The sequence below is a fragment of the uncultured Microbacterium sp. genome, assembly GCF_963524805.1.
GTDB lineage: Bacteria > Actinomycetota > Actinomycetes > Actinomycetales > Microbacteriaceae > Microbacterium.
In genome coordinates this window covers 456,521-469,797 of record NZ_CAURGG010000002.1, presented here as the reverse complement: position 1 = coordinate 469,797, position 13,277 = coordinate 456,521, and the positions used below count along the sequence as shown (strand labels likewise).

Below are 13,277 nucleotides of genomic sequence, written 5' to 3'. Positions count from 1 at the left end.
CGGCCATCAGACGCGTACCACTTCTTTGCGACCGAACAGCCCCTGCGGCCGCACGATCAGCACGACGAAGATCAGGATGAAGGGCACCGCGATCTTCAGGTCGTAGCCGATGAACGGGACGTAGACCGCGGCGAGGTTCTCGAGCACCCCGATCAGCCACGCGGCGATCACGACGCCGAAGGGGCTCGACAGTCCGCCGAGGATCACGGCGGCGAGCGCATAAACCAACGCGGAGTCCATCATCCCGGGGGTGAGCGTGAGCGACGGGGCGATGAGCGCCCCGGCGATCGCCCCGAGCCCGGCAGCGAGCCCCCAGCCGACCATGAGCAGGCGCCCGACCGGCAGGCCCGAGAAGGACGCCGACTGCGGGTTGATCGCGACCGCCCGCAGGGCGAGGCCGAGCTTGGTGCCGATGAACAGCAGCTGCAGCAGGATCATGATGCCGACGATCACCAGCGTGGTGCCGATCGAGCGGACGCTCACCACCGCACCGAGGATCGTGACGTTCTGCAGCGGGAACAGTGAGGGGAACTGCAGGTTGTTGAAGCTCCAGATGTAGCCGCAGAGACCGGTGATCAGCGTCAGCAGCCCGATCGTCACCACGACCGCGGTGTCGGGGTCGCCCTGCTCGAAGCGCCGCATCAGGAACCGCTCGATGAGGGCGCCGAGGACGAACGAGACGAGGATCGACAGCAGGATCGCGAGGATGAGCGGCACGCCCCACTGCAGGAACGTGTACGCGAAGTACGCGGCGAGCACGGCCATGCCGCCCTGGGCGAAGTTGATCAGGCCGGTGGCCTGGTTCACGAGCACGATCGCGAGGGCGAGCGCCGCGTAGATCGACCCGGCCGAGAGGCCGTCGATCACGAGCTGGATGAAGGTGCCCATGCTCAGCCCCCCAGGTAGGCGCGTCGGATCTCGTCCATGCCCTTGAGCTCGGTCGAGGTGCCGGTCAGCACGTTGCGCCCGGTCTCGAGCACGGTCGCGGTGTCCACGAGGGTGAAGGCGAGGTTGGCGTTCTGCTCCACGACGAGCATCGCGATGCCCGACTCCTTCCGCAGCCGGCCGATGGCCTGATAGACGTTCTTCGCCGTGCTGGGCGCGAGGCCCAGGGATGCCTCGTCCAGGAGCATGAGCCGCGGCTTGGCCATGACCGCTCGGGCGACCGCGAGCATCTGCTGCTCGCCGCCCGAGAGCGCCGAGCCGTGCGAGGCGATGCGCTCGCGGAGGTTGGGGAACAGGTCCAGGCAGTACTCGATGTCACTGTCGATGCCCTTGCGGTCCGTGCGCAGGTACGCGCCGACCCGCAGGTTCTCGCGCACCGTCAGTCCGGCCAGGGTCCCGCGCCCCTCAGGCACGTGCGCGATCCCCAGGGCGGCGACCTTGTCCGGCCGCATCCCCTTGATGTCCTTACCGTCGAAGACGATCGACCCGCCCGCCCGCACCGTTCCGCTGATCGCTCGCAGCGTCGTCGTCTTGCCCGCGCCGTTCGCCCCGAGGATGCCGACCGCGCCGCCATCGGGAACCGACAGCGACACTCTCTCGAGCACCTGCACCGGCCCGTAGAAGGCGGTCACCTCGGTGAGCTCAAGCAGCGTCATCGGCGGCCTCCTTGCCGATGTACGCCTCGATGACGCGCGGGTCGGACTGCGCCTCCGCGGCGGTGCCCTCCATGAGCGTCCGGCCGTGGTCGAGCACGACCACGCGGTCGGTCAGCGCGGCGATGAGACCCATGTGGTGCTCGACGATCACGACCGTGATGTCCTCCTCATCGCGCAGGCGCTTGATCGTCGCGATGAACTGCTCGACCTCCGCGTGCGGGAGCCCGGCGGCCGGTTCGTCCAGCAGCAGCAGCCGGGGCTTGGAGAGCAGCGCGCGGCACAGCTCGATGCCCTTGTGCAGTCCGTGCGAGAGCTCGTCGGCGTGCACGTCGGCCGCCCAGCCCAGGCCGTTGCGCTCGAGCAGGTCGCGCGCTTCGATGCGCAGCGCCTTCTCGGAGCGCCAGGTGCGCGGCAGCCGCAGCGCCCACTCCGCGGGCCCGCCCGGCAGGCGGGTGTGGGCTCCGAGCAGGACGTTCTCGAGGACCGTGGACTGCAGCTGCAGGGCGGGATGCTGGAACGTGCGCGCCAGTCCGTGGCGCGAGAGGGCCGAGGGCTGAGAGCCCTGCACCTCGGTCTCGTCGATGCGGATCGTGCCCGAGGACGGCTTGTAGTGGCCGCTGATGCAGTTGAACAGGGACGTCTTGCCGGCTCCGTTCGGCCCGACGAGTCCGAAGATCTGGCCCGGCTCGACCTCGAAGCCCACCTCTTCGAGCACCTTGATGCCGCCGAAGCGCAGGGACACATCGTTCAGAACGAGCCGAGCGGCCATGAGTCACCTTTCCCCGTTCGCATCGTTGCTCGGGACTGCGGCGGTCCGGGTGCCTACCGACTGAGGGAAACGCTATGGATCGAGAACGAGATTGTCAACGATTTTGGGGCGAATAACGGTTCCGTGATCATCACGTGACCGATTGGTCGAAAACCTACGGGGGTGAGCGCACGCCAGGACAGGGTCTTTCCGATGAACGGAACCAGGTCTACCATGACCCCTTCAGGACGACGGCTCGACGAGGAGACCCATGGCACGCGCATCCGACGGCGAATCCGCGCTGCACAAACACCTGCGGGTGCTCGGCGTATTCGAGGCGGCCGTGCCCTTCCTGACGCTGTCGCAGATCGCCGAGCGCGCCGGGCTCGCGCCCTCGACCGCGCACCGGCTCGTCGGCGAACTCGAGCGCGAGGGACTCCTCGAACGTCTGCCCGATCGCACCTACCGCCTCGGCGTGCGCCTGTGGGAACTGGCCTGCCGCACGCCGGGAGCGCTCGGGCTGCGCGAGCTCGCCCGTCCGTACCTGCAGGCGGTGCAGGCGCGCGTTCGCCAGCACACGCAGCTCGGCGTCCTCAGCGACACTGACGTGCTGTTCCTCGACCGGCTCTCCGCCCGCGACGCCGTGCTGAATGCGACGCTCATCGGCGGCCGCATCCCCCTGCACGCGTCCTCCAGCGGGCTCGTGCTGCTCGCCCACTCGGGTCAGGGACTGGTGGATGCCGTCCTCTCGGCGCCGCTGCGCCGCTACACGCCGCACACGATCCAGACCGAGGCGCAGCTGCACGCGGCACTGCGCCGGGTGCGCGCCGACGGCTGGGCGGTGTGCGAGGGGCACATTCACGAGGAATCCCGCGGCATCGCGGTGCCGGTCTACGGCGCCCACCAGGACGTCATCGCCGCCATCAGCGTCGTCGTGCCCAACGACGGCGCACCGGCCCTCCCCTACGTCGAGCTGCTCACGCGAGCCGCGGGCGAGATCGGCGCCTCGCTGCGGGCCGCATACCTGCCGACCGGGCACCCCGCCGCGACCCCCGGCGGCCGCTTCCGGCCCCTGGTGAACTCCTCGGTGCGGTCCATGGAGTACTTCGAGGCGACCGGCTCCTAGCGCCGGCGTGAAGGGCGAGCCGTAACCCCACGACACTCCCGTGGGCTCCCCTGCGGCCGATCACTATGGTTGTCGGTATGTCTGTGAACCCCCCGTTCCGCGCCGATATCGTCGGCAGCTTCCTGCGGCCCGAGGCCGTCAAGACCGCACGCGCCGCCCACGCCGAGGGCCGCCTCGACGCCGAGGCGCTGCGGCTCGTCGAGGACGAGGCGATCACCGCCCTCGTGCAGCGTGAAGCCGCGGCGGGCCTGCGCGTCGCGACCGACGGAGAGTTCCGCCGGTCGTGGTGGCACTTCGACTTCTTCGGGATGCTGGACGGCGTCAACGTCGTCGAGCTCGACCACGGCATCCAGTTCCAGGGCGTGCAGACCCGCCCGCTCGGCCTGCATATCGACGGCCCGGTCGGCTTCCCGGCCGACCACCCGATGCTCGAGCACTTCCGCTTCCTCAAGCCCGTCGCCGAAGCCGCCGGCGTCGTGCCGAAGTTCAGCATCCCGGCGCCGACCGTGCTCGATTTCCGCCTCGAGCGCGACGCTCTGGAAGGCTCGGCCTACGGCGGGCACGACGACATCTTCGACGACCTGGCCGCGACCTACCGCGACGCGGTCCAGGCCTTCTACGACGCCGGATGCCGCTACCTGCAGTTCGACGACACGGCATGGGCGTACCTCTGCTCGGACGTGGAGCTGGCCAAGGCCGCCGAGCGCGGCATCCGCACCGATCACCTCCCCGAGCGCTACGCGGCCCTGATCAACGCGTCGCTGCGCGACAAGCCCGACGACCTGGTGATCACGACGCACGTGTGCCGCGGCAACTTCCGCTCGACGTGGATCTCCTCCGGCGGCTACGAGCCGGTCGCCGAGCAGCTGCTGGGCGAGACCGCGTTCGACGGGTACTTCCTCGAGTACGACAGCGAGCGCGCGGGGGGCTTCGAACCCCTGCGGTTCCTGCCGGTCGGCGACAAGGTGGTCGAGCTCGGGCTCGTGACCACGAAGTCCGGCGCTTTGGAAGACCCGGACGACCTCAAGCGCCGCATCGACGAGGCCGCCGCGATCGCGCCGATCGACCAGCTCGCCCTCAGCCCGCAGTGCGGTTTCGCCTCGACCGAGGAGGGCAACGTGCTGACCGAGGCCGAGCAGTGGGCGAAGATCGAGGCGACCGTCGCCCTTGCTGCCGAGGTGTGGCCCGACGCCTGAGCCTCGCCGTGATGTCGGGCGCTTGACTGCGCGACCCGGTGATCGAGTAGCGCGCCAGCGCGACCCGGTGATCGAGGAGCGCGCCAGCGCGCAACCCGGTGATCGAGTAGCGCGCCTGCGCGACCCGGTGATCGAGTAGCGCGCCAGCGCGTATCGAGATCCTCGGCACCCGCGCAGCTGCGGTCTCGATACGCTCGCTGACGCTCGCTACTCGGCCCCCGGAAGAGCGGTCCGCGCCGCGATCGCCCGCAGCCACTCGATCGTGCCGTCGGTCATCGGGTGCGGCGCATCGAGCGACTGCAGCAGCGCCCGCACCTCGAGCATCTCGACCTCGCGCCGCACGGCGTGCTTTGTGGTGCCGTCGATGAGGTGCTGCACGGCGTCCCGCCCGGATGCTCCGAGCTCCGACGCGATCTGATCCATCAGCCAGTCTTCCGCGCCGACGACTTCGGCCGCGTGCATGCTCTCGACCACCACGGCCGCGAGCCCCTTCATGAAGACGCTCCGCAGCAGCTTGCGCTGGGCTGCCGCCCCGGGTTCCGGTCCCACGTCGGTCGCCGGGATCCGGAGCGCGCCGAGAACCGGCAGCAGCGCCCCCACCCCCGGCCCGCTGAGCAGCAGCGGGGTGTCGATGCGCGCGCGAGGCACGGGCGCCATGATGGCGGCATCCACGAACCGGATGCCGCGCGCGGCGGCCCTGCCCGCCAGACGTCGCTTGTCCTCGGGCCCGCTCGTGTTCATGTCCACGAAGACGGCCGCCGCATCCATCGCGGGCAGCGCCTCGTCGAGCACCGTCCCCGCCGATATCGCGCCCACCAGGCTCAGGACGAGCTCGGCTCCGCGGACGGTCCCGGCGATGTCGGCGGCGATCTCGACCCCCGCCGGCACCTCGCGCAGATGAAGGTCGGTGCCCACCACGCTCGCCCCACGCGTGAGCAGATCGGCGGCGTAGATGCTGCCGGCTTCGCCCAGCCCGACCACGGCGACGCGCATCCGGACCTCCCTGTCCCCAGGCATTCGCCTCTATATTGTTGACAATAGTGGTTGAATCCTGCCACGGACGAGCCGAGGGAGAGCCGATGTCGACAACCGTCGAGAGCGCCGATGCGGCCGCCGAGGAGCGTGTGACCGACATCATCCGCAGCGCGATCGTCCGCGGCGAGTACGCCCCGAACCAGCGCCTCATCGAGGCCGACCTCAGCGACACCTTCGCCGCGAGCCGCGCGACGGTGCGCACCGCGCTTCTCGAGCTGGCGAACGAGGGCCTGGTCGAGCGCCTGCCGAACAAGGGCTCGCGGGTGCGGGCGATCTCCGTGGAAGAGGCGATCGAGATCCTCGAGGTGCGCATCGGCGTCGAGGGCCTGTGCGCCGCCAAGACGGCGGCCTCGGTCAGCGACGATGAGATCGAGCAGTTCCGTCGCCTGCGGCACGACATGGTGGATGCCGTCGCCGAAGGCGACCTCGTGGAGTACTCGCGGCTGCACCAGCGGCTCGATCAGCGGGTGCGGGTGCTCAGCCACCACGCGACCGCGTCCGCGGTGCTCGGACGCCTGCACGCGCAGAGCGTGCGGCACCAGTTCAAGCTCTCGTCCCGCCCTCAGCGGGCGAAGGTGTCGGTGCTGGAGCACGCGGCAATCATCGACGCGATCGTCGCTCGGGATCCGGATGCCGCCCGAGAAGCCGTCCGTGTGCACCTGCTCAGCGTGATCGGCGCCCTGCGCGAGGTCGCCTGACCCCCGCTTACGTGCCGGTCGCAGGAGCAACCGTGACGCGAGTGACGGGTGAGCCCTGTCGCCCCGCCCGATCACCGGAGCTTCCGACGACCGGCATCCCAAGCCCCGCGCGTACCCCCAAAGGCCACAGGCGGTTCCGTTCAACAGAATCGACGGATGCCGACTGCCGTCGTCCTTCTACCGTTGAGAGACAGAAAGAAGGTCGACGATGACTGACGAATCCCTGGCACAGGCCATAGCCCGAACCGGAAGCCCCGTGCAGCTCCTGCGCAACCAGGACTGGCCCGCCTTCACCTTCCCGGTGGCGCCCGAGTTCACCAACTGGCGCGACGAGCAGCGCGCGTGGAACACGAGCGTCGCCCTCATGGACCAGTCGCACCACATGACTCAGCTGTTCCTTTGGGGCGACGACCTGATCCCGATGCTTGAGAGCATCTCGCCGAACACGTTCGCGACCTTCCGCCCGGGGGTGGCAAAACAGCTCATCTCGGTCAACAAGGACGGCTACCTCATCGGCGACGGCATCCTGTTCTACCTGTCCGAGGGCGAGGAGGGGCTCGTCCTGGTCGGGCACCACATGCTCATCGACTGGGTGCGGTTCAACGTCGAGAAGGCGACCGCGGCCGGCAAGGACGTGCACCTGCGGCTCGACCCGAACTCGCACATGCGCTCGGGACCCCCGACCTTCTACCGTTACGAGCTGCAGGGCCCCGACGCCGACCGGGTCATGGAGAAGCTCTTCGGCGGGCCGGTTCCCGACGTCAAGTTCTTCCACATCGCCGATGTGCAGATCGGGGGCCGGCCCGTGAAGGCGCTGCGCCACGGCATGGCGGGGCAGCCCGGATTCGAGTTCTTCGGGCCCTGGGAGGACAACCAGATCGTGCTCGACACGATCCTCGACGGGGGCGCCGAGTTTGGCATCCGTCGTGTGGGCGCCAAGGCGTACTCGTCGTCCCCGCTGGAATCCGGATGGGTGCCGACGCCGTTCCCCGCGGTCTTCGACGACGACTTCGCCGAGTATCGCGAGTGGCTGCCCGCCGCCCGCATCGGGTCGCTGGCCGGCTCGCTCTTCTCCGACGACGTGCACGACTACTACCTGACGCCCTACGACCTTGGCCTCGGCCGTTCCGTGCGCTTCGACCACGACTTCCACGGTCGCGAGGCTCTCGAGAAGCTCGCCGAGTCGCCGCGTCGGCGCAAGGTCACGCTCATCTGGAACTCCGAGGACGTCGCCGCGGTCGTGCGCTCACAGGTGGAGCCCGGCATCCCGGCCAAGTACCTCGAGTTCCCGAAGGCGCGCTACGGGCTGTACCAGATGGACGAAGTGCGCCGCGCGGGCGAGCTCGTCGGCATCTCGACCGATGCCGGCTACGTCGCGTACGACCAGCTCTACATGTCGCTCGCGACGGTGGATGCCGGTATCCCCGACGGCACGGAGGTCACGGTCGTCTGGGGCGAGGATCCGATCTCGGCCAAGAGCTCGGTCGACGCGCAGCACCGGCAGGTAGACATCCGCGCCACCGTCGCCCCCGCGCCGTACCACGACTACGCGCGCACGGTCTATCGCGCGAACGGCTGACCGCCTACCGCCTTCCGCTGAGACGACATCTGCACGTCGAGACCGTGGGGTTTCCCCACCGTCTCGACGTGCAGTTGTCGTCTCACGGCCCTCGAACACCAGAGAGAAGCGGGGGCGGATGCCGCAGCATCCGCCCCCGCCACAACCAAAGCCTCAGACGCTGACGGCCGCCGTGCGCCAGCCGCCGTGGTACTCGGTCCGGGCGGTGACCGCGTACGGCACCGGGCTCACGACGGCGCGCACCGCGAGCTGCTCGTGCGGCTCGACCGTGGTCTTGCGAGACCCTCCGTTCGGCTCGCCCCACACCACGCGCACCTCCGCGCCGATCGGCACGTCGGCGTCGACCGTCGCCAGCGACAGTCCGCGCTTCTCGTTCGCCGTCACGCCGGTGAACAGCGAGAGCCCGACATCGTTGCCGTCGGCGTCGATCACCGAGTCGTAGTTCGACGAGCCGTAGTTCGCGTTCGGCAGGTCGAACACCTGGTAGCCGGTGCCCTCGCGGTCGATCGGGGTGGTCAGCAGCTTCGCGAGGTCCTCGTCGTTCCAGGCCAGCGTCACCTTCTTGCGCTGCGCGGCCGGGTCGATCTGCTCCAGCGCGTCACGGCCGATGAAGTCGTGGTCGAACTTGACGAACGAGCCGTAGCCGAGCTCCCACGGGTTGAGGTAGTAGTCCTCGATGTTGTCGGAGACGAACGAGCCGGCGAGCGCATTGATCGCCTCGTAGCTCGTGGCCGGCAGCCACTCGCGGTAGGCGCGCTCGGCGTCGCTCGAGTAGATCGCCGGCAGCGGCGAGGGGATCCAGCCCGACTCCAGGGTGTTCGACGAGTAGGCGCGCGATCCGCACGGCTCGATGCCGAACTCGCGGCCGGCCTCGAGGATCGCGTCGCGGATCTTGCCGTGCTGCTCGTACGGTCCCCACAGCTCCAGGCCGGGAGCGCCGGCCATGCCGTGACGCAGAGTCCGCACCCGCTCGCCGGCGATCGTCATCTCGCCCATGTGGAAGAAGCGGACCTTCTCGAGCTCGCCGCCGTTCAGCTTCTCGATGATCTGCCACGCGTTCGGGCCCTGGATCTGGAAGCGGTAGTACTCGCGGTGCACCGCCGCGCCGTACGGGCGGGAGGGCGAGCGGTCGTCGTAGCGCGTGTCGACGTTGTAGCCGCCGGTCTCGGCGTGGAACTGCAGCCAGTTCGCGCCGGGCGCTCGTCCGACGTAGACGTACTCGTCCTCACCCTCGTGGAACAGGATGCCGTCCCCGATCACTCCGCCGTTCGAGGCGGTCGGCACGAACTGCTTTGCCGTGTTCACCGGGAAGTTCGCGACGCTGTTGATGCCGGTGTCCGACAGCAGCTTCAGCGCGTCGGGGCCCGACATGAAGAAGTTGACCATGTGGTGCGTCTGGTCGAACAGCACCGCGGTCTCGCGCCACGACTTCTGCTCGCGCCGCCAGTTGGTGAACTCCGCCGGCACCACCGGGTAGATGTAGGTGCCGAGCTGCGAGTTGCGCAGGTGCTCGACGGTGTTCCCCGCCTCATCGAGGACTTCCTGCAGAGTGCCGGCCATGTCGTTCCCTTCAACGTCTTCGTCGTGTGGTCATGCCTAGTGCGAACGACCCGATGGTACGTCCGACATTTCCCTATGTCGAGAGTGATCTAGGGTCGACAGAATTGTAACCAAAATCTTGACCACTGCGCTAGGGGTGTGGTTCGCTGTGGACACGACGACAGCGCCGACGAGCGCTGTGTCGACGTGACAGGAGTCCCCGTGGCCGAGACACCCCCTTCGCTGCTGGTCGTCAGCGCCCACGCGGGCGACTTCGTGTGGCGCGCGGGCGGGGCGATCGCGGCGGCGGCGCTGCGCGGCGAGAAGGCGACGGTCGTCTGCCTCTCGTACGGCGAGCGCGGCGAGTCGGCGAGCCAGTGGATGCAGGGCAAGAGCCTCGATGAGATCAAGGACATCCGCCGCGCAGAGGCCACGGCAGCGGCATCCGCCCTCGGCGCCGAGATCGAGTTCCTCGACGCCGGCGACTACCCGCTGATCGAGTCGCCGGAGACCGTCGCGAAACTGGTCGACGTGTTCCGCCGCGTGCAGCCCACCGTGGTGCTCACCCACCCGCTGGCCGACCCGTACAACGGCGACCACCCTGCTGCCGCACGGATGGCGCTGCAGGCCCGCGTTCTCGCGCAGGCGATCGGCGTGGCCAACTCCGACGGCAGCTACCCGTCGACCGATGACATCATCGGCGCTCCCCCTGTGTTCTTCTTCGAGCCGCACCAGCCCGAGCAGTCCGACTTCAAACCCAACGTGCTGCTGGACATCACCGCCGCCTTCCCGCTCAAGCAGAAGGCCATGGAGTGCCTGCCCGCCCAGAAGCACATGTGGGAGTACTACACCTCCCTCGCCGTCCGCCGCGGGGTGCAGGTCAAGCGCAATGCCGCCGCGAACCTCGGCCTTCCCGTCGACACCATGGGCGAGGCGTACGTGCGGTACTACCCCCAGGTGACGGACGTCCTGCAGTGACCACCGATCACGTGATCGTCACCGACGTGGAGCGCGCGGATGCCGCGACCATCGGCGCCCTCGCCGTGCACGGTGTCGCGACCGTACACGAGGCCATGGGCCGCACCGGACTCGTCGGCCCGTCGCTGCGCCCGATCCAGGAGGGCGCCCGTATCGCCGGTTCGGCCGTCACCGTGCTGTGCTGGCCGGGCGACAACCTCATGATCCACGCGGCCGTCGAGCAGTGCCGACCCGGCGACATCCTCGTCGTCACGACGGCCTCACCCTCGCTCGACGGCTCGTTCGGCGAGCTGTTCGCCACCGCGCTGCAGCACCGGGGCGTGCTCGGCCTGGTCACCACCGGCGGAGTGCGCGATGTCGTCGACCTGCGGGCGATGGGGTTTCACGTCTGGGCCGGAGCGGTCAACGCGCAGGGAACCGTCAAGGTCACGGCCGGCAGCGTGAACGTGCCGATCACCGTGGGCGGAACGATCGTCCGGGCCGGAGACATCATCGTCGCCGACGATGATGGCGTCCTGTGCGTGCCCCGCGGCGATGCGGACGCCGTGCTCGCGGCATCCGACGCCCGTGTCGAACGCGAGGCGGCCTCGCGCGCCGCGTACCAGTCGGGGCAGCTCAGCCTCGACCGCAACAACCTGCGCGGTGTGCTCGCCGACCTCGGCGTGCGCTATATCCCGCAGACGGAATACGACAGTGTCTGACGCGGTCCGCGACGGCATCCGCTGCATGCTTCTGCGTGGCGGCACGTCCAAAGGCGCCTACTTCCTGGTGGAGGACCTGCCGTCGGAGCCCGCCGAGCGCGACGACCTGCTGCTGCGCATCATGGGCAGTCCCGATCCCGCGCAGATCGACGGCCTGGGCGGGGCGCATCCGCTCACCAGCAAGGTCGCGATCGTGTCGCGCTCCGACCAGGACGGTATCGATCTGGATTACCTGTTCCTGCAGGTCGTCGTCGACGAACCGACGGTCAGCGACGCTCAGACGTGCGGCAACCTGCTCGCCGGCATCGGTCCGTTCGCCCTCGAGCGCGGGCTGATCACGGCCGCCGGCGACACCACCACGGTCCGCATCCGGCTGCTGAACACCGGCGACCTCGCGACGCAGAGCTTCTCGACCCCCGACGGACGCGTCGAGTACGACGGAGACACGGCCATCGACGGGGTGCCCGGCACGGCGGCGCGCATCGATATCGAGATGGCGCCCGCTCCCGACGCGCACCTGCTGCCGACCGGCAACCTCGTCGACGAGATCGACGGGCATCGCGTGACCCTCATCGACAACGGGATGCCGGTGGTGCTGCTGCGCGCCGACGAGTTCGGCATCACGGGCGAGGAGAGTCCCTCCGAGCTCGAGCAGAACGCACCGCTGAAGGATGCCGTCGAGCGCATCCGCCGCGTCGCCGGTTCCCGGATGGGACTCGGAGATGTCACCGAGGCGACCGTCCCCAAGATGTTCCTGCTCTCCGCACCGCGTCACGGCGGCGTGATCGCGACCCGCGGCTTCATCCCGCACCGCGTGCACACCTCGATCGGCGTGCTCATGGCGGCATCCGTCGCGGCGGGCGTCTGCATCCCGGGCACGGTCGGCGCGGATCTCGCGGTTCCGAGCGATGACGGTCCGGTCGAGCTCGAGCACCCGAGCGGCACGTTTCCCTCGCAGGTCAGTGTCGCCCGCAGCGTGGACGGCACCTGGCGGGCGACCTCGACGTCGGTGCGCACCGCCCGCAAGATCTTCGACGGCGTGGTCTTTCCGCGGCCGCGCCTGCACGAACTCCCCGGAGAGGACCCGAGATGACCGAGTACACCTCGTTCGACGTCGCCCACATCGGCAACGTCGAGCTGCTGACCCACACGTTCGAGAAGAGCCTGTGGTTCTTCCGCGATCTGCTCGCGATGCGGGTCGTCGAAGAAGCGGACGGGTCGGTGTACCTGCGCACCTGGGACGAGTACCAGCAGTACACGATCAAGCTCACCGCGTCGGATGCGGCCGGCGTCGGGCTCACCACCTTCCGCGCGTCGAGCCAGGACGCGCTCGAGCGCCGGGTCGCCGCGATCGAGGCCACCGGACTCGGTGAGGGCTGGACCGACGGCGCGGTCGGCACCGGACCCACCTTCCTGTTCCGCGACCCCGACGGCCACGCGATGGGCATCTACTACGAGACCGAGCGATACGTCGCGACCGACGACAAGCCGGCGCTGAAGAACCAGGCATCCGCATTCCCCGGTCGCGGCGTCAACGCACGCCGCCTCGACCACATCAACTACCTGGCGAAGGACGTCGTCGCGAACGGCGAATTCATCGCGAACGCCCTCGGCGGGCGTGAGAGCGAGAGAATCAAATTGGATGCCGGGGGCTACGCCGCCTGGTGGTTCCACTTCAACAACAAGTCCTACGACGTGGTCTACTCCGATGACTGGACCAAGCACGGCAATCGCCTGCACCACATCGCCTTCGCGCCCGACACCCGCGAGGACATCCTGAAAGCCGCCGACATCTTCCTGGAGAACGGCATCTACATCGAATCCGGCCCGCACAAGCATGCGATCAACCAGACGTTCTTCCTCTACGTGTGGGAGCCGGGCGGCAACCGCATCGAGTTCGCGAACGCCGGTGCGCGGCTGCTGCTGGACCCCGACCAGCCGGTCGTGGAGTGGACGGCCGAAGAGCGCAAGAAGGGCCAGGCGTGGGGCATGAAGACGATCGAGAGCTTCCATACCCACGGCACGCCCGTCGTCGAGCAGACTCAGACGCAGCAGGCGTGAACCCAACCTCATACC

General features: G+C 69.0%; 13 protein-coding genes. 8 read left to right on the top strand and 5 right to left on the bottom strand.

Annotated features, from left to right (window positions below):
• Positions 1–6: 6 nt before the first annotated feature.
• From RWQ91_RS06760 to RWQ91_RS06750, 3 genes are read right to left on the bottom strand one after another with little or no spacing between them, the layout of a single operon-like run.
• Positions 7–888, bottom strand: a complete 882-nt coding sequence (locus tag RWQ91_RS06760) for a branched-chain amino acid ABC transporter permease (protein ID WP_314503936.1) — start codon at positions 886–888, stop codon at positions 7–9.
• 2 nt (positions 889–890) lie between these two features.
• Positions 891–1,601, bottom strand: coding sequence for an ABC transporter ATP-binding protein (locus tag RWQ91_RS06755; RefSeq protein ID WP_314503933.1), 711 nt, complete (start codon positions 1,599–1,601; stop codon positions 891–893).
• On the bottom strand, positions 1,588–2,370 hold the full coding sequence (locus RWQ91_RS06750) for an ABC transporter ATP-binding protein (protein WP_314503930.1): 783 nt from the start codon (positions 2,368–2,370) through the stop codon (positions 1,588–1,590). Before RWQ91_RS06750 ends, RWQ91_RS06755 begins: the two co-directional genes overlap by 14 nt.
• A 250-nt stretch (positions 2,371–2,620) precedes the next feature.
• Between RWQ91_RS06750 and RWQ91_RS06745 the strand changes: the two genes are divergently transcribed.
• On the top strand, positions 2,621–3,475 hold the full coding sequence (locus RWQ91_RS06745) for an IclR family transcriptional regulator (protein WP_314503927.1): 855 nt from the start codon (positions 2,621–2,623) through the stop codon (positions 3,473–3,475).
• Between the two features lie 77 nt (positions 3,476–3,552).
• On the top strand, positions 3,553–4,671 hold the full coding sequence (locus RWQ91_RS06740; protein ID WP_314503925.1) for a 5-methyltetrahydropteroyltriglutamate--homocysteine S-methyltransferase: 1,119 nt from the start codon (positions 3,553–3,555) through the stop codon (positions 4,669–4,671).
• A gap of 207 nt (positions 4,672–4,878) precedes the next feature.
• Here RWQ91_RS06740 and RWQ91_RS06735 read toward each other — a convergent pair whose 3' ends face one another.
• Complete coding sequence (locus tag RWQ91_RS06735; protein WP_314503922.1) at positions 4,879–5,664, bottom strand: NAD(P)-binding domain-containing protein; 786 nt, start codon at positions 5,662–5,664, stop codon at positions 4,879–4,881.
• An 86-nt stretch (positions 5,665–5,750) separates the two neighbouring features.
• On the opposite strand from RWQ91_RS06735, the gene RWQ91_RS06730 reads away from it, so the two are divergent.
• Both RWQ91_RS06730 and RWQ91_RS06725 read left to right on the top strand, forming a co-directional pair.
• The gene (locus tag RWQ91_RS06730; protein WP_314503920.1) at positions 5,751–6,404 is read left to right on the top strand and encodes a GntR family transcriptional regulator; all 654 of its coding nucleotides are present in this window, start codon (positions 5,751–5,753) and stop codon (positions 6,402–6,404) included.
• A 208-nt stretch (positions 6,405–6,612) separates the two neighbouring features.
• On the top strand, positions 6,613–7,983 hold the full coding sequence (locus RWQ91_RS06725; RefSeq protein WP_314503917.1) for an aminomethyl transferase family protein: 1,371 nt from the start codon (positions 6,613–6,615) through the stop codon (positions 7,981–7,983).
• A 153-nt stretch (positions 7,984–8,136) separates the two neighbouring features.
• On the opposite strand, the gene RWQ91_RS06720 is transcribed toward RWQ91_RS06725, so the two are convergent.
• Positions 8,137–9,543 (bottom strand): aminomethyl transferase family protein, encoded by a 1,407-nt coding sequence (locus RWQ91_RS06720; protein WP_314503914.1) that lies wholly within the window; start codon positions 9,541–9,543, stop codon positions 8,137–8,139.
• Positions 9,544–9,744: 201 nt separating this feature from the next.
• On the opposite strand from RWQ91_RS06720, the gene RWQ91_RS06715 reads away from it, so the two are divergent.
• Genes RWQ91_RS06715 through RWQ91_RS06700 form a run of 4 tightly spaced genes read left to right on the top strand, consistent with a single transcriptional unit; the run spans position 9,745 to position 13,262 of the window.
• Positions 9,745–10,500, top strand: coding sequence for a PIG-L deacetylase family protein (locus RWQ91_RS06715; protein ID WP_314503911.1), 756 nt, complete (start codon positions 9,745–9,747; stop codon positions 10,498–10,500).
• A complete protein-coding gene (locus tag RWQ91_RS06710) occupies positions 10,497–11,201 on the top strand; it encodes a 4-carboxy-4-hydroxy-2-oxoadipate aldolase/oxaloacetate decarboxylase (protein ID WP_314503909.1) in 705 nt (234 codons plus the stop codon). Before RWQ91_RS06715 ends, RWQ91_RS06710 begins: the two co-directional genes overlap by 4 nt.
• On the top strand, positions 11,194–12,294 hold the full coding sequence (locus tag RWQ91_RS06705; RefSeq protein ID WP_314503907.1) for a 4-oxalomesaconate tautomerase: 1,101 nt from the start codon (positions 11,194–11,196) through the stop codon (positions 12,292–12,294). Before RWQ91_RS06710 ends, RWQ91_RS06705 begins: the two co-directional genes overlap by 8 nt.
• Complete coding sequence (locus RWQ91_RS06700; protein WP_314503904.1) at positions 12,291–13,262, top strand: VOC family protein; 972 nt, start codon at positions 12,291–12,293, stop codon at positions 13,260–13,262. The genes RWQ91_RS06705 and RWQ91_RS06700 overlap by 4 nt, the downstream gene beginning before the upstream one ends.
• Positions 13,263–13,277 lie beyond the last annotated feature (15 nt).